Origin of the sequence: Acidovorax sp. 94 (assembly GCF_003634645.1) — a bacterium.
GTDB lineage: Bacteria > Pseudomonadota > Gammaproteobacteria > Burkholderiales > Burkholderiaceae_C > Acidovorax > Acidovorax facilis.
Genome location: NZ_RBJA01000001.1, coordinates 295,428 through 311,954 on the forward strand (window position 1 = coordinate 295,428; position 16,527 = coordinate 311,954).

The 16,527-nt window shown below is 64.9% G+C and carries 15 protein-coding genes; 8 read left to right on the forward strand and 7 right to left on the reverse strand.

The features are described 5' to 3' along the window. The first annotated feature begins 100 nt into the window (after positions 1–100). From C8C94_RS01320 to C8C94_RS01340, 5 genes are all read left to right on the forward strand, one after another. Positions 101–850 carry an electron transfer flavoprotein subunit beta/FixA family protein gene (locus C8C94_RS01320; RefSeq protein ID WP_121419436.1) on the forward strand — a complete coding sequence of 250 codons (750 nt, stop codon included), beginning with the start codon at positions 101–103 and terminating at the stop codon, positions 848–850. Further along, positions 851–1,783 carry an electron transfer flavoprotein subunit alpha/FixB family protein gene (locus C8C94_RS01325; RefSeq protein ID WP_121419437.1) on the forward strand — a complete coding sequence of 311 codons (933 nt, stop codon included), beginning with the start codon at positions 851–853 and terminating at the stop codon, positions 1,781–1,783. It abuts the gene before it with no gap. A 76-nt stretch (positions 1,784–1,859) separates the two neighbouring features. Next, positions 1,860–3,650, forward strand: coding sequence for an acyl-CoA dehydrogenase (locus tag C8C94_RS01330; RefSeq protein WP_121419438.1), 1,791 nt, complete (start codon positions 1,860–1,862; stop codon positions 3,648–3,650). A 137-nt stretch (positions 3,651–3,787) separates the two neighbouring features. Next, entirely contained in the window at positions 3,788–4,741 is a 954-nt protein-coding gene (locus C8C94_RS01335; RefSeq protein WP_055394253.1) for a nitronate monooxygenase family protein, read from the forward strand. A 251-nt stretch (positions 4,742–4,992) separates the two neighbouring features. Continuing rightward, positions 4,993–6,126: an ABC transporter substrate-binding protein gene (locus tag C8C94_RS01340; protein ID WP_121419439.1), complete on the forward strand. Its 1,134-nt coding sequence runs from the start codon at positions 4,993–4,995 to the stop codon at positions 6,124–6,126. Positions 6,127–6,135: 9 nt separating this feature from the next. On the opposite strand, the gene C8C94_RS01345 is transcribed toward C8C94_RS01340, so the two are convergent. From C8C94_RS01345 to C8C94_RS01355, 3 genes are read right to left on the reverse strand one after another with little or no spacing between them, the layout of a single operon-like run. Beyond that, entirely contained in the window at positions 6,136–7,146 is a 1,011-nt protein-coding gene (locus tag C8C94_RS01345; RefSeq protein ID WP_121419440.1) for a cytochrome d ubiquinol oxidase subunit II, read from the reverse strand. Between the two features lie 10 nt (positions 7,147–7,156). Beyond that, a complete protein-coding gene (locus tag C8C94_RS01350; RefSeq protein ID WP_121419441.1) occupies positions 7,157–8,524 on the reverse strand; it encodes a cytochrome ubiquinol oxidase subunit I in 1,368 nt (455 codons plus the stop codon). A 4-nt stretch (positions 8,525–8,528) separates the two neighbouring features. After that, entirely contained in the window at positions 8,529–9,119 is a 591-nt protein-coding gene (locus C8C94_RS01355) for a GbsR/MarR family transcriptional regulator (RefSeq protein WP_121419442.1), read from the reverse strand. A 190-nt stretch (positions 9,120–9,309) separates the two neighbouring features. Here C8C94_RS01355 and C8C94_RS01360 point away from each other — a divergent pair, with 190 nt between their 5' ends. Next, positions 9,310–10,428 carry an acyltransferase gene (locus tag C8C94_RS01360; protein WP_121422631.1) on the forward strand — a complete coding sequence of 373 codons (1,119 nt, stop codon included), beginning with the start codon at positions 9,310–9,312 and terminating at the stop codon, positions 10,426–10,428. Between the two features lie 22 nt (positions 10,429–10,450). On the opposite strand, the gene C8C94_RS01365 is transcribed toward C8C94_RS01360, so the two are convergent. The 4 genes from C8C94_RS01365 to mdlC form a co-directional block, all read right to left on the reverse strand. Beyond that, entirely contained in the window at positions 10,451–10,840 is a 390-nt protein-coding gene (locus C8C94_RS01365; protein WP_055394290.1) for a hypothetical protein, read from the reverse strand. A gap of 268 nt (positions 10,841–11,108) precedes the next feature. After that, positions 11,109–11,522 carry a nucleoside diphosphate kinase regulator gene (gene rnk, locus C8C94_RS01370; RefSeq protein WP_055394263.1) on the reverse strand — a complete coding sequence of 138 codons (414 nt, stop codon included), beginning with the start codon at positions 11,520–11,522 and terminating at the stop codon, positions 11,109–11,111. 71 nt (positions 11,523–11,593) lie between these two features. Further along, a complete protein-coding gene (locus tag C8C94_RS01375; protein ID WP_121419443.1) occupies positions 11,594–12,595 on the reverse strand; it encodes a tripartite tricarboxylate transporter substrate binding protein in 1,002 nt (333 codons plus the stop codon). 94 nt (positions 12,596–12,689) lie between these two features. Continuing rightward, positions 12,690–14,282, reverse strand: a complete 1,593-nt coding sequence (gene mdlC, locus C8C94_RS01380; protein ID WP_121419444.1) for a benzoylformate decarboxylase — start codon at positions 14,280–14,282, stop codon at positions 12,690–12,692. A gap of 66 nt (positions 14,283–14,348) precedes the next feature. On the opposite strand from mdlC, the gene C8C94_RS01385 reads away from it, so the two are divergent. Continuing rightward, complete coding sequence (locus C8C94_RS01385) at positions 14,349–15,248, forward strand: LysR family transcriptional regulator (protein WP_121419445.1); 900 nt, start codon at positions 14,349–14,351, stop codon at positions 15,246–15,248. Between the two features lie 80 nt (positions 15,249–15,328). Then, on the forward strand, positions 15,329–16,495 hold the full coding sequence (locus tag C8C94_RS01390; RefSeq protein ID WP_121419446.1) for a PA0069 family radical SAM protein: 1,167 nt from the start codon (positions 15,329–15,331) through the stop codon (positions 16,493–16,495). Positions 16,496–16,527: the final 32 nt, after the last annotated feature.

Consider the following 16,527-nt stretch of genomic DNA (forward strand, 5'->3'; position numbering starts at 1 on the left):
GTGATCTGTGTGCTGGGCCCGTAGCGCTTTCGTTGCAGTGCCGCATAGAATGTTCCAGTTTACGTAAACGTCAATTCAACCAACTCTAGGAGCCGCAGCAATGAAGGTCTTGGTCCCTGTCAAGCGCGTGGTGGACTACAACGTGAAGGTCCGCGTGAAGTCGGACAACACGGGTGTAGACATCGCCAACGTGAAGATGAGCATGAACCCCTTTGACGAAATCGCCGTTGAAGAGGCCGTGCGCCTGAAAGAAAAAGGCCTGGTGACCGAAGTCATCGCAGTCTCCTGCGGCGTGGCCCAGTGCCAGGAAACCCTGCGCACCGCCATGGCCATCGGTGCAGACCGCGCCATCCTGGTGGAAACCGACGTCGAGCTGCAGCCCCTGGCCGTTGCCAAGATCCTCAAGGCCCTGGTGGACAAAGAGCAGCCCGGTCTCATCATCCTGGGCAAGCAAGCCATCGACGACGACGCCAACCAGACCGGCCAGATGCTCGCGGCCCTGGCCGACCTGCCCCAGGCCACGTTCGCCAACAAGGTTGAACTGTCGGCCGACAAGGTCAGCGTGACGCGTGAAGTGGACGGCGGCCTGGAAACCCTGCAGCTGTCGCTGCCAGCGGTCATCACCACCGACCTGCGCCTGAACGAGCCCCGCTACGTCACCTTGCCCAACATCATGAAGGCCAAGAAAAAGCAGCTCGATACCGTCAAGCCCGAAGACCTCGGCGTGGACGTGACTCCGCGCCTGAAGACCCTCAAGGTGACCGAGCCCGCCAAGCGCGGTGCTGGCATCAAGGTGGCGGACGTGGCCGCCCTGGTCGAGAAACTCAAGAACGAAGCGAAGGTGATCTAAATGTCGGTACTCGTTATTGCTGAACACAACAACGCGTCCATCAAGGGCGCCACGCTGAACACCGTGACGGCCGCTGTGGCCTGCGGTGGCGACGTGCACGTGCTGGTGGCCGGCCACAACGCCGGTGCAGCCGCCGCCGCAGCCGCCCAGATCGCCGGTGTCGCCAAGGTCATCCACGCCGACGCCCCTGGCCTCGAACACGGCCTGGCCGAGAACGTGGCCGCGCAAGTGCTCGCCATCGCAGGCAACTACAGCCACATCCTGTTCCCCGCCACCGCCAGCGGCCGCAACGTGGCCCCCCGCGTGGCCGCCAAGCTGGACGTGGCGCAGGTCAGCGACATCACCAAGGTGATTTCTGGCGACACCTTCGAGCGCCCCATCTACGCCGGCAACGCCATTGCCACCGTGCAAAGCGCCGACAGCGTAAAGGTCATCACCGTGCGCGCCACGGGCTTTGACGCCGCAGCCGCCACGGGCGGTTCCGCAGCCGTTGAAACCGCCGCAGCCACCGCAGACGCTGGCAAGAGCAGCTTCATGGGCAGCGAAATCGCCAAGAGCGACCGCCCCGAACTCACGGCCGCCAAGATCATCGTCTCCGGTGGCCGAGCCCTCGGCAGCAAGGAAAAGTTCGACGAAGTGATGACGCCCCTGGCCGACAAGCTGGGCGCCGCTTTGGGTGCCAGCCGCGCCGCAGTGGACGCAGGCTACGCCCCCAACGACTGGCAAGTGGGCCAGACCGGCAAGATCGTGGCGCCGCAGCTGTACATCGCAGCGGGTATCTCGGGCGCCATCCAGCATTTGGCGGGCATGAAGGACTCCAAGGTGATCGTGGCGATCAACAAGGACCCTGAGGCGCCGATCTTCAGCGTGGCCGACTATGGGCTGGAAGCGGATCTGTTCACGGCCGTGCCAGAACTGGTCAAGGCCCTGTAAGAACGCCCCTGTGCACACAAAGGCATCGCTCGCGATGCCTTTTTTTTGACGAAATTTCGCTTTCCCGGAGACACCCATGAGCTACACCGCCCCCGTCAAGGACATGCTGTTCGCCATCGAGCACCTGGCCAACATTGAACAGATCGCGCAAATCCCCGGTTTTGAGGATGCCGGGCTGGACACGGCGGCTGCCGTGCTGGAAGAGTGCGCCAAGTTCAACGAAGGGGTGTTGTCGCCGCTCAACTGGGAAGGCGACAAGAACCCGTCGAGCTTTCAATCCGGCGTGGTCACCACCACCCCCGGCTTCAAGGAAGCCTTCCGCCAATATGGCGAAGGCGGCTGGCAAGGCCTGCAGCACCCCGCCGACTTTGGCGGCCAGGGCCTGCCCAAGACCATCGGTGCGGCCTGCATCGAGATGACCAACAGCGCCAACATGAGCTTTGCGCTGTGCCCGCTGCTGACCGATGGCGCCATTGAGGCGCTGCTCACTGCAGGCAGTGACGAGCTCAAGGCCACGTACCTTGAAAAACTGGTGACCGGCGAATGGACCGGCACCATGAACCTGACCGAACCCCAGGCTGGTTCGGACCTGGCCCTGGTGCGTACGCGTGCAGAACCCCAGCCCGACGGCACCTACAAGATTTTCGGCACCAAGATCTTCATCACCTACGGTGAGCACGACATGGCCGAGAACATCATCCATCTGGTGCTGGCCCGCGTCCAGGGCGCACCCGAGGGCGTCAAGGGCATCAGCCTTTTTGTCGTGCCCAAATTCATGGTGAATAAGGACGGTACGCTGGGCGACCGCAACGACGCCCATTGCGTGAGCATCGAGCACAAGCTGGGCATCAAGGCATCGCCCACGGCCGTGCTGCAGTTTGGCGACCATGGCGGCGCCGTGGGCTACCTCGTGGGCCAGGAAAACCGCGGCCTCGAATACATGTTCATCATGATGAACGCGGCCCGCTACGCCGTGGGCATGCAGGGCATTGCGATTTCCGAGCGCGCCTACCAGAAGGCTGTGCAGTACGCCAAAGACCGCGTGCAGAGCCGCCCCGTGGACGGCAGCATCGCCGCCAGCGCCGCCATCATTCACCACCCCGATGTGAAGCGCATGCTGATGACGATGCGCGCCACCGTGGAGGGCTGCCGTGCCATGGCCACCGTGGCTGCAGCAGCGTTCGATGCTGCCCACCACCACCCCGATGCGGAAACGCGCAGGCAGAACCAGGCGTTCTATGAATTCATGGTGCCGCTGGTCAAGGGCTACAGCACCGAGACGAGCCTGGAAGTGACCAGCCTGGGCGTGCAGGTGCATGGCGGCATGGGCTTCATCGAAGAAACCGGCGCGGCCCAGTACTACCGCGACGCCAAGATCCTGACCATCTACGAAGGCACCACCGCCATCCAGGCCAACGACCTCGTCGGCCGCAAGACGGCGCGTGACGGCGGCCAGACCGCCAAGGGCATCGCCGCACAGATCGAGAAGACCGAGGCCGATCTGCTGGCCAGCGGCACCCCCGCCGCGCTGGCAGTGGCCAAGCGCCTCACGGCGGCGCGCAAGGCGCTGCTCGATGTGATTGACTTTGTGGCCGGTGGCACCAAGGCCCTGCCCAACGCCGTGTTTGCGGGCAGCGTGCCCTACCTGATGCTGGCGGGCAATGTGGTGGCAGGCTGGCAGCTGGCGCGCAGCCTGCTGGTGGCGCAGGACCTGTTGCAAAAGGGACAGGACGAAGCGTTCATGCGCGCAAAAATCACTACGGCCCAGTTCTACGCTGATCACATCCTGGTGAAGGCCCCGGGCCTGCGCGACAGCATTGTGGAAGGCGCGGCCAGCGTTACCGAGTTGGCGCTGGAAGCCTTTTGAAGGTTGAGCGTGTTGTGAGGAGACGGACTGCCCGCAGAGCGGGCAGCTTATTGATATAAAAATGATAGCTGCTAGCGCTTGATGAATAAGCGCTAGAGCCCTATTTCATCCAAAAACCTGTTCAGGAAGTTGTTGCCATGTCCAAACTGCCCGCCGCGCTGCAAAACCTCTCGCTGCCTGTCATCGGCTCGCCGCTGTTCATCATCAGCAACCCCAAGCTTGTCATTGAGCAGTGCAAGGCGGGTGTGGTGGGCTCCATGCCCGCGCTCAATGCCCGCCCCGCTGAGCTGCTCGACGAATGGCTGGCCGAGATCACGGAGACGCTGGCTGCCTACAACAAGGCCAACCCCGACAAGCCGGCCGCGCCTTTTGCCATCAACCAGATCGTGCACAAGAGCAACGACCGGCTGGAGCACGACATGCAGGTGTGCGCCAAGTACAAGGTGCCGATCATCATTACCAGCCTGGGCGCGCGCGAGGATGTGAACCAGGCTGTGCATGCCTGGGGTGGCATCGTGCTGCACGACATCATCAACAACAAGTTTGCCCACAAGGCGATCGAAAAGGGTGCCGATGGCCTGATCGCCGTGGCCGCTGGTGCGGGCGGCCATGCGGGTGTGAAGAGCCCGTTTGCGCTCATCCAGGAAATCCGCCAGTGGTTCGACGGCCCCGTTGCGCTGAGTGGTTCCATCGCCAGCGGCGACGCAGTGCTGGCCGCGCAGGCCATGGGCGCAGACTTTGGCTACATCGGCTCGGCCTTCATCGCCACGCACGAAGCGCGTGCTAGCGATGCCTACAAGCAGGCCATCGTGGACGGCAACTCCGACGACATCGTCTACAGCAACCTGTTCACCGGCGTGCACGGCAACTACCTGGCTCCGTCGATTCGCGCTGCGGGCATGGACCCCGACAACCTGCCCGAGTCCGACCCCAGCAAGATGAACTTTGGCGGCGATGCCAAGAAGGCCTGGAAAGACATCTGGGGCTGCGGCCAGGGCATTGGTGCCATCAACGCCGTGACCAGCACCGCCGAGCTGGTGGGCAAGCTGCGCCGCGAGTACGAGGCTGCGCGCGCGCGCCTCAAGCTCTGATGCTGCGCTGAGCTTTTTGGGCTCCACACCACCGCCTCCGCCCAGGGCGTGGTGGCTTTGGGCAAGAGGGCTTCATTCGCCCGCAGTGCGCCTGGTGTGCACTGCGGGCGAAGCTGTTTCTGGCGCTCCCGAGGCAAGGGCAAACCCCCATAAGCCTGTTCTGGTGGCTGCGGATAATGATGATGATCAATAACCAAAGCGCGTGTGCTTGGGTTGCTCGGTCAGCACATTCTTTGCAAGGTGGGTGCGTGATGTTTCGTTCTTTTCTGGTGCTGCTGGTTGCCTTGTGCACAGGTGGCCTGGGCCATGCCCGCAACGAGGGCGTGACCGCCGATGAAATCCGTCTCGGCGCATCGGCGGTGCTGTCGGGGCCGCTCGGGCCACAGACTGCGCAGTATGGCGAGGGCTCGCGGCTCATGTTCGACGCGGTGAATGCGCAGGGCGGCGTGCATGGCCGCATGATCCGATACACCACACTTGACGACGGCTTCGATCCCCAGAAAGCGGTGGAGAACACGCGCCAGCTGCTGGAGACCGACAAGGTCTTCATGATCTACAACAGCACCGGCACGGCGCAGACGGCCGCCATATTGCCCCTGATCAAGGAGCACCGCACCCTGCTGTTTGGCCCGGTCACGGGCGCTTCGGTGTTTCGGGAAACCCTCAACCCCTACGTCTTTCATGTGCGCGCAGGGTATGCGAGCGAGGCTGCAAAAATCGTCTCGCAGCTGCGCCAGCAGGGCATCAGCCGCGTGGCCGTGTTCTACCAGGACGACGGGCTGGGCAAAACCTTGCTGGCCGAACTCAAGAAAGCCTCCGATGAGGAAAAGCTGGCCTTCGTGGCGGAGATCAAGGTAGATCCCAAACAGCCGGACTTCGCTGCTGCGGCGCAGGCCACCGAAAAGGCACAGCCCCAGGCCGTGATCGTTGCAACCGCAGGAACCACGTTCACCAGCTACATCAAGGCCGTGCAATCGACAGCGGCGCGGCCCGCGTACTACGGGTTCTCTGTAGCCAGCATGGACGTGATCCACCGCGAACTTAAAGAAAAGGCGCGCGGCATCATCCTCGCGCAGATCATGCCGTCGCTGCGCAGCACCACGGTGCCCGTGGTGGCCGAATACCTGGCCCTGCTGCGCGCCAAGTCCCCCAGCGCCCAGCCTTCGGCTTCGCAGTTCGAGGGATTCGTGCATGCCCGGCTGCTGGTGGAGGGGTTGCGCCGCACGGGGCGCAACCTGACCACGGAGTCTTTCATCAAGACGATGGAGGATGCCGGTGAAATATCCTTTGGGCGCTTTAACGTCAAATACTCGCCCAAGAGCCACAACGGCTCGACTTATGTGGAACTGGCCATTGTGGACGCGGAAGGGAGTCTGCGGTATTGAGCGGAGGTTTCACAACCCGTATGTCAGCTCCCGCGCCTTGCCCCAGAACACCCGGTACATGAAGATGGTGTAGGCAATGATCGCTGGCAGCGTGATGGCCACGCCGATGCCGATCACCACCAGCGATTCCGTGGCGCTGGCGGCCTGCCACACTGTCAGGCGGTCGATCACGATGTAGGGATAGATGCTGTAGGCGAGTCCCAGGAAGGCCAGCACAAAGATCAGCACGGTGGCCCCGAACACGATCCAGCCGTAGCCGGCCTGCACCACGCGCGGCGTGGCCAGCACATGGCGGATGGCAAAGAAGGCTGCCACACAGGCCAGCGGGATGGGCAGCAGCGCAAACAGCTCGGGCAGTACAAACCACTTGGCAAACACCGTGGGGCTGACCAGCGGCGTGGCCAGCGAAATCCCCATGAGCGCAAACCCCATGGGCCACAGCGCACCCTGGCCCCAGCGGGCGGCCTTGCGCTGAAGCTCGCCATCGGTCTTCATGAGGAGCCAGCCCGCGCCCAGCATCGCGTAGGCCGCAGGCAGGGTGATGGCAATGCCTGCAGAAAACAGCAGGCCCCAGGTGTCGTTCTGAAAGCCGGTGATGTAGGCCCCCAGCATCCAGCCCTGGGCCAGGGTGGTCGCCAGAGAGCCTGCCGCAAACAGGCGGTTCCATGTGGTCTTGTGCGAGTCGCGGGCCTTCACGCGAAAGTCGAAAGCCACGCCGCGCAGTATCAGGCCCACCAGCATCACGGCTACCGGCAGGTACAGGGCCGACAGCACCACGCCGTGCGCGGTCGGAAAACAGATGAGCAGCACCCCCACGCCCAACACCAGCCAGGTCTCGTTGGCGTCCCAGAAAGGGCCGATGCTGGACACCATCACGTCCTTCTCCGCATCGGTGGCAAAGGGCAGGAGGATGCCCACGCCCAGGTCGTAGCCGTCGAGGATCACATAGGCCAGCAGGGCCAGGCCCATTACGGCCATGAAGATCAGGGGCAGGGCGGTGGCCCAGTTCATTGCGTCCATGAAGGCCTCCTTAAACGGCGCGAGGGGCTGGCGCGGGATGGGACGCCGCCGGTGTGGGCATGGCTGGGTGTTCGGCCATGTACTTGATCACGCCCACATAGGCCACCAGCAGCAGCCCATAGACGGTGAGATAGGCAGCCAGCGTGCTGGCCACCATGGCGGGCGCGTGGGGGGCCACGGCGTCGGCGGTCTTGAAAAGGCCATAGACCAGGTAAGGCTGGCGACCGATTTCGGTCACGTACCACCCGGCCAGCGTGGCCACCCAGCCTGAGAACGCCATACCCACCAGCGTGTAGAGCAGTGGCCGGGGCAGGGTGGCCAGGTCTTGCTTGCGGCGGCGATACAGCACAAAAGCACCCACCCAGGCCACGGCCAGCATGAGCAGGCCCACACCCACCATCACGCGGAACCCCCAGAAAACGGGCGCCACGGGCGGATGGGCGCCTGGGAATTCGTTGAGCCCCTTCAGCTCGGCGTCGACGTCGTGCGCCAGGATCAGGCTGGCCGCCTTGGGGATCTGCAAGGCGTAGTCGGTGCGACCTTCCTTCTCGTTGGGCAGGCCAAACAGCGTAAGTGGCGCACCCTTCTCGGTGTGCCAGATGCCCTCGATAGCGGCGATCTTGGCGGGCTGGTGCTCCAGCGTGTTGAGACCATGCAGGTCGCCCATGAAGATCTGCAGCGGGATCACGACGGCCACGGCGGTGATGGCCGTGCGCAGGGCCTTGCGCGTGCCTTCGTTGGCCGTGCCCTTGATGAACTGCCAGGCACTCACCCCGGCGATCAAGAAGCCTGCCGTGAGGGCCGATGCCAGCAGCTTGTGGCCCAGTCGGTAGGGGAAGGACGGGTTGAACACAATCGCCAGCCAGTCCACCGCGTGGAACTTGCCATCGATGATCTTGTAGCCCACAGGCGTCTGCATCCACGAGTTCAAACTCAAAATCCAGAAAGCCGACAGCGTGGTGCCAAAAGCCACCATGAGCGTGGCGACAAGGTGCATGCGCTCGGACACGCGCCCCCGGCCAAACAGCATGATCCCCAGGAAGGTGGCCTCCAGAAAGAACGCCGTCAGCACCTCATAGCCCAGCAGCGGTCCGGCAATGTTGCCCACATGCTCCATGAAGCCCGGCCAGTTCGTGCCGAACTGAAAACTCATGGTGATGCCCGACACCACGCCCAGCGCAAAGGTCAGCGCAAACACCTTGGTCCAGAAGTAGTAGGCCTGCTCCCAGCCCAGCGCCGCCGGTGTGCCGCGCGTGGCCGTGTGCCGCAGGCGGAAGAACACCAGAAACCAGCACAGCGCAATCGTGATGGTGGGGAACAGGATGTGAAAGCTGATGTTGGCCGCGAACTGGATGCGCGAGAGCGTGAAGGCGTCCATGGCGTCAAACTCCTGAGGGATTGCTCTTTGGCGAGTGACTGCCCTTGCCGGTCAGCCGGTCCTTGAATTCGAGCACCCGGGTAACGGCGGTGCCCATGCCCATGAGCTGCATCGCTGTTTCAGGCGCCAGGCGCTGCACGTCGTCGAACCATGTCATGAGCCGGTCGATCAGTTCGTGCATCTCGCGCATGCGTTCCTGGGCGTGGCGCTCTTCATCGGAGGAGGGCTCTTCGAGTAGCGCCATGCGCAGCATCGACAAGGTGGGTTCGATCTCGCGGCGGCGGCGTTCCTCGGCCAGCACACGGAAGATCTCCCACACGTCCTTGGGTGCCTCGAAGTATTCGCGCCGGTCGCCCGGCTGGTGGCTCAGTTTCACCAGCCGCCAGGCCTGAAGCTCCTTGAGCCCCATGCTCACGTTGGAGCGCGAAAACTCCAGCGTTTCAGCAATCTCGTCGGCGTTGAGCGGGCGAGGAGACAGGAAGATGAGTGCATACATCTGGCCGACCGTGCGGTTGATGCCCCAGCGGCTGCCCATCTCGCCAAAGTGGGCCACGAACTGGCGGTTCAGAGGGGGTAAATGGTTGACGTAGGTCATATAGGCACGTATTGTGCGCTTGATTTTTGAAATTTCAGTAATTTCTGAAAATTCAGGAAATTGCACCTTCAGAAGGCGGGGTACTGCGGCAGGCTCTAGGGCTGCGCAAACTGCTGGATGCGGGGGACAATAGAGGTTTTTGTCTGCCGGTGCGGCCCCGCCTCGGCACATGCCATACCTCCCCGCTCCCATGTCTTCGTCTCCTTCCCGTATGCCCCTGATCGATATGGTCAAGGGCGTGGCGTGCATCACCATCGTCTGGCACCACCTGGCCTTTTATGGCCCGATGTCGGACATCGCCCAGCCTCTCGCCCCCGCCTTGATGGCCTGGCTGTATGACTATGGGCGCATGGCGGTGCAGGTGTTTCTGGTGCTGGGCGGCTACCTTGCCGCAGCCAGCCTGGCGCCCCAGGGCGTGGCGCGGTTTGACCATGCTGGCAATGCAGTGGCCAAGCGTTTTGTACGGCTGGTGGTTCCCTACGCGGTGGCGTTGTTGCTGACGGTGGTGGTGGCCGCCTTGGTGCGCCCCTGGATGGAGCACTCTTCTGTTCCGGGAGAACCCACCTTGGCGCAATTGCTGGCCAATGCCTTGTTGCTGCAGGACATCGTGGACGAAGATGCCCTGTCTGCCGGTGTCTGGTATGTGGCCATCGACTTCCAGCTTTTTGCATTGAGCGTGCTGCTCTGGGCGGGCGTCAGAGCCCTGCCGGGCGTGTGGGCCCAGCGGCACGGGGCTGTTTTGGCCCGGGTGCTCATCGTGGCAGGTGTGGCGGCGTCGCTGTGGGTTTTCAACCGCATGGCCGGGCTCGACATGTGGGCGATCTACTTCCTGGGTGCCTATGGCCTGGGCATGCTGGCGTACTGGGCTGTGCGCGCAGCCAGCCCGGTGGGGTGGCTGAGCGCCATGGTGCTGCTGGGCGGTGTGGCCCTGGCGCTGGACTTCCGGGGCCGCATCGTGGTGGCGCTCGTCACGGCGCTGTGCCTGGTGGTGGCGTTGCGGTCCGAACGTCTGCGTGCCTGGGGCGGTTTTGCGCCGCTGGTTCGCGTGGGGCAGATGTCTTACTCCATCTTCCTCGTGCACTTTGCCGTGTGCCTGCTGGTCAATGCCGTGGTCAGCCACTTGTGGCCTGCTTCGCCGGTGCCCAATGCACTGGGCATGCTGCTGGCGTTTGTCCTGTCCCTCGCCGCCGGGCGCCTGCTCTACCTGCGGGTGGAGCGGCATGTGCCCACCTGGTCCACCGCATTGCGCTGGCAGGCGGGGCTGGTGGGCACCGGTCTGCTGGTGGCTGTTACCAACAACGGGTTCTGAATGAGGGCTCGTGAAGAGCTCTTCAACGCTGTAGCTTGCGCTCGCGCCGCTTGCGCTGCCGGTCCAGAAACCAGGCCATGAAGGGCAGGATCAGCATCGAGCCCGGAATCACCCAGATGAACAGGTAGGGACTCACGGACGAGGCTGACCGCATCACATCCCGCAAATGGGCGCGCTCTGCGGCATCCCAGTTGCCCTGGCGGCGCTGCTGCACCAGCCACACCACCGAGCCCTTCATTGTTGCCATCTCGCGCTTGAGGCGGCTCTTTTCGCGGCTGTTTCCCGCCAGGAAGGAGCAGAACCATTCAGGAGCCCGCTCCATTCGCCGCTGGAATGCGACCGTCGAGTCCGGGTCGAACTGGTCAATCGATGGAGGGATGTCTGGCGTGTGTGGTGCGGGCGGTGTGGTCATGGCGGCTGCCATTGTCGCGGCTCATGGCGCTTTGCACCACCCCAATCCGTGGCACTTGCACCCTCCAGGCAGGGCTCGCCGGGAATAGAAGGCGCGCAGTGCTCCAGCGGGCTCCTGCTACCCCATAGCCTCAGAAACCGGCGAGCTCAAAGGCCAGGGCAGCCAAGCAAGGGCCGCCCCGCAGCGAGGGCGGCGTCCCCCGCCCGCAGTGCGCAGCGCTGTGAGAGCGGGGGGAAGGCGCGCAGCGCCTCAGGGGGGTGTCCCGAATTCAACGATGCAGTTCGCCGGCACTTTCAGGCTGGTACAGGATGTCTTTCACGCGCACCGTCATCGACTTGCCGCCCGGTCCGGGCCAGGCCAGTTCATCGCCCACCGCCAGGCCCAGCAGGGCGCTGCCCACGGGCGCGAAGATCGAGATGCGGTCCGCAGTGCCATCCGCGTCGCGCGGGTAGACCAGGGTCAGGCAGAACTCCTTGCCCGTCTCCAGGATGGAGAACTGCACGGTGGAATTCATGGTCACCACGTTGGGCGGGATGTCCTCGGGCGGCACCACATCGGCCCGGTCCAGCTCTGCTTGCAGGTCCGCCTTGCCCGGGAAGACACTGGCCGGGATGGCGGCCAGCAGGGCTTCGATGCGGTCAACGTCGAGCGACGACAGGATGATCTGGGGCTTGCGCGCCATGGCAGTACCTCTAAGGTGGTGACAAAGCGCGGGACTGTAGACCATCGCGAATCTCGCACTGCCGCGCGCGGTCAATCTCCCTGGATGTTGCGCGCCTTGATCAGGGCGCCAAACCGTGCGCTGTCGATGGAAGCCCGTGCGTTGAAGTCGGTGGGCGACATGGGGGCGGGCACCCCGCCCAGCGCCGTGATGCGGTCCTTGACGGCCTGCGTGCCCAGCACCTTGTTGATCTCGCGGTTCAGGCGCGTGACCACGTCGGGCGGTGTGCCCGCCGGTGCATAAAAACCAAACCAGGTGTCTGCGTCAAAGCCCTTCAGGCCCACTTCGTCCAGTGTGGGAACGTCCGGGAAGAGGGGTGAGCGCTTGGCGCTGCCCACGGCCAGCAGCCGGAGCTTGCCCGCTTTCACATGCGAGAGGCCGATACCTGGGTCGAACATGAAGTCCAGTTGCCCACCCAGCAGGTCCTGCATGGCCGGTGCCGCGCCCCGGTAGGGCACATGCACCGCAAATACATTGGCCTGGGTCTTGAGCATCTCGGCCGCCAGGTGGGGCGAGCTGCCGTTGCCCGGCGTGCCAAAGCTCAGCTTGCCGGGGTTGGCCTTCAGGTGCGCGAGGAACTCCTGGATGGTGTTGACCGGCAGTGTGGGGCGCACCTCCAGGAAGACCAGCACCCGTGCAGCAGCAGCCACGGGTGTCAGGTCCTTGACGGGGTCGAAAGGCATCTTGGGATACAGGTGCGGGTTGACCGACACCATGCCGCCCGAACTCATGAGCAGGGTATAGCCGTCGGCCGGGGATTTGGCCACGGCCTCCCCGCCGATGTTGCCGCCCGCACCGCCCCGGTTTTCCACCACCACCGGCTGTCCCAGCACGGCCTGCAGGGGCTGGGTGACGGCGCGCGCAATCTGGTCGGCGGCGCCCCCGGCGGGGAAGTTGACGATGACTTTAATCGGCTTGCTGGGCCAGGTGTCTGCCATGGCGGCGGTGCTGAGCAGCACGCTGGCAGCGGCGCATGCCAGCGTGCGCAGCAGGTGGCGGGTGGTTGGGGAGGGCGGGTTGTGAACGATGTGCATGGTTGTCTCCAGTCAAGGTGAGCGCCCGGGTGCGCCGGGTCTGGTGTGTTGTGGTGATGGGGTGAGCCGGGAAGAACGGTTTGTGCAGGGCCTGTCAGGCCACGTCCACCTCAACCAGGATGGCGCGCGGGCTGGCCAGTGCATCGCGCAGCGCCTGGTGCAGCAAGGCGGGGTCGCTCACACGCACAGCCTCGCAGCCCTGGCCACGGGCGAGCGCGAGGAAGTCGAGATCCGGCAGGTCGGTGCCTTCGAGCTTGTCGCCTTCGTGGAAGCCGAAGGTGGGGGCAAACTCCTGCAGCGCCGCGTAGCGGCGGTTCTTGAGGATGATGAAGGTGATAGGCAGCTTCAGCTGCGCCGCGCTCCACAGGGCCTGGATGGAATACATCGCCGAGCCGTCGCCCAGCAGTCCGATCACCTTCTTGTCGGGTTTGGCCAGCGCCACGCCCACGGCGGCCGGCATGCCATAGCCCAGGCCGCCGCTGCACATGGTGTAGAAGGTTTCGCTTTGCACAATGGGCAGGTAGGCGTGCATGGCGGCGCGCGAGCTCGGGGCTTCTTCCACCACGATGGTGGCCGCGTCGCGCACCTCGGCCAGGGTCTGCATCACATAGGGCACGCTCATCAGCGGCCCCGTGGGCTCCACACGCGGGCGTGCGGGGCGCGGTTGTGGCAAGGCGCGTGGCGGTGGTGCGGGGCGCGCCAGCAGGTCGAGCACCCCGAGCCGAATGCTGCCCACGGCCGAGGTGCCATCAGGCGTCCAGGCGGCGGTGCCGGGGTCTTCAATCAGCTGCATCAGTTGCGCGCCCGGCGGCACGTGCGGGCCAAAGCCTTCCACGTGGTAGGTGAATGCGGCGGCGCCCAGCGCAAACACCAGGTCGTGCCCGCCGAGCAGCGCCACGATCTTCTCGCGCATGGCGGGCAGCACACCCGCAAACAGGCGGTGGTCCTGCGGAAAGCCGCAGCGGCCGGACATGGGCGCGATCCACACGGCGGCGTTGTGCCGTTCGGCCAGCGCCAGCACGCCGTTCCAGGCGCGGTCGCGGTCCACGGCGGCGCCCACCACGAAGACGGGGCGCCGCGCGGCATCCAGTGCATCGCCAATGGCCTCCAGCACGCGGGGCTCGGGACGCGTTTCGGTGCTCACGGTGCGCGCCTTCAGCGGCTCGCAAGGCTTGTCCCAATCGTCGGCGGGGATAGACACCAGCACCGGCCCACGCGGCTGCTGCATGGCGATGTAGTAGGCGCGGGCGATGGCCAGGGGTACGTCTTCGGCGCGCGCGGGCTCCACGCTCCACTTCACGTAGGGCTTGGGCAGCTCGGTGGCCTGGCCCGAGAACAGGAAGGGGTCGAACGGCAGGATGGAGCGCGCCTGCTGCCCGGCCGTGATGACCATGGGCGTGCGGTTCTTGTGTGCCGTGAAGATATTGCCCATGGCGTGCCCCACGCCGGCCGCCGAGTGCAGGTTCACAAAGGCGGCGTTGTGGGTGGCCTGCGCATAGCCGTCGGCCATGCCCACCACCACCGATTCCTGCAGGCCCAGGATGTAACGGAAGTCGCTGGGAAAGTCGAGGAACAGTGGCAGCTCGGTGGAGCCCGGGTTGCCAAAGATGGTATCGATGTGAAAGCCGCGCAGCAGGTCGAGCACGGCCTCGCGCACGGTGGGGAGATGGGGTTGTTCTGAAGGCATCCCCGCATCTTCGGACGGCTTTCTCTATCCATCAATACAATGAAGTGACTAATCGGTATTCACTCAATGCATATCAAAGACATCGACCTCAACCTGCTGCGCCTGTTCGATGCCGTCTACCGCACGCGCAACGTGAGCCGGGCCGCCGAGCTGCTGGACCTGACACAGCCGGCAGCCAGCCAGGCGCTGACGCGGCTGCGTTTGCTGATCAAAGACCCGCTGTTTGTGCGCGCGGGCGGCGGCGTGCAGCCCACCCCCAAGGCCGACCGGCTGGCCAACGCCGTGCGCAGCGCGCTGGGCCTGCTGGAAGAGGCCCTCAACGAGTCGGCCTTGTTCGACCCTTTGCAGTCGCGCAAGGTCTTTCGCATCCACATGAGCGATATTGGCGAGGGCCGCTTTCTGCCCGACCTGATGGTGGCGCTGCAGCGCCAGGCGCCCGGCGTGCGGCTGGAGACATTGCCCGTGCCACGCCACGAGATCCCCCAGCGGCTGGACAGCGGCGCCATCGACTATGCCTTTGGTTTTTTGCCCACGGTGAAGGACACGCAGCGTGTGCAGCTCCTCCAGGACCGCTACGTGGTGCTGCTGCGCGCAGGCCACCCCTTCGCCGCCACCAGGCGCAGCGGCCCCGTCCTGCTCAGCGCCCTGCGCCAGCTGGAGTTTGTGGCCGTGCGCACCCACTCCGACACCCTGCGCATTCTGGAGATGCAACAGTTGCAGGACCGCATCCGCCTGACCACCGAGCACTTCATGGTGCTGCCCGCCATCGTGCGGGCCACGGACCTGGCCGTGGTCATGCCCCGCAACATCGCACGCACTTTTGCGGCCGACGGTGGCTACACCCTGATCGAGCCGGCGCTGCCGCTGCGTGACTTCACGGTGTCGCTGCACTGGAGCCGCCGCTTTGAAAGCGACCCCGGCAACCAGTGGATGCGGGGGCTGATCGAGCAGCTGTTCAAGGAGTAAACCGTGCCAAGGCCGCGCGCATGCTTGCGGGGGCGGAGGGGCAAGCACGCAGCACCAAATGTCTGTATATTCATACAGTTATGTCTCGCACCTTCACGGACAAGTCCGACATCCCTGCGCCGCCCGAAGAGGTCCGCATCCCGCTGCAGGCCATCCGTGGCCGGGGCGCGGCCACGGCCCTGGCGCACCGGTTTGCGCGCGACACGCGCGAGGTGGCCGACGACGGCTGGGGCCAGCCGCCTGGTGATGAGGACGGTGCAGGCGATGTCCCAGCCACCCCCGCCGCCACCCGGGTGCACCTCGAAACAGCGCGCAGCGCCATCTGCGCCAACGATTCGCCGGACATCTTCTTTGAACTCTCGGTCAACCCCTACCGGGGCTGCGAGCACGGCTGCATCTATTGCTACGCCCGGCCTACGCACAGCTACCTCAACTTTTCGCCCGGGCTGGACTTTGAAACGCAGATCGTGGCCAAGCACAACATCGCCAGCGTGCTGCGGCACGAGCTGGCCCAGCCGCGTTATGTGCCGCGCCTGTTGAACATTGGCTCGGCCACCGATTGCTACCAGCCCGTGGAGCGCGAGCTGAAGCTCACCCGCAGCGTGATCGAGGTGATGCGCGACGCGCGCCACCCGTTTTCGCTCATCACCAAGTCCAGCGGCGTGGAGCGCGACCTGGACCTGCTCGCCCCGCTGGCCGCGCAGCGCCTGGCTGCGGTGTACGTCACCATCACCACGCTCGACGCTACCCTGGCCCGCCGCATGGAACCCCGTGCCGCCGCGCCCCACCGGCGCCTGCGCACCATCCGCGCGCTGGCCGAGGCGGGTGTGCCCGTGGGCGTGAGCGTGGCGCCACAGATCCCCTTCATCACTGAAGACATGGAACAGGTGCTGGAGGCTGCGCGCGACGCGGGCGCGCGCAGCGCCTTCTACACCGTGCTGCGACTGCCGTGGGAGCTGGATGCGCTGTTTCGCGAATGGCTGCAGGTGCACTACCCCCAGCGTGCCGCGCGCGTGATGGCCCGTGTGCAAGACCTGCACCACCTGAGCGACGCCGAGCGCCGCGCGGGCAAAACCTACAACAGCGACTTCGCCACCCGCATGAAAGGCACCGGCCTGTGGGCCGACCTGGTGCGCCAGCGTTTTGCCACCACCTGCCGCAAGCTGGGCCTGAACCGCGAACGCGTGGAGCTGGACCTGGGCCAGTTCCGCCCCGGGCTGCTGCAGGGGCAAAGCAGCCTGTTCTGACCCGGCTGTGTGGCGCAGTGGGTTGTAAATTT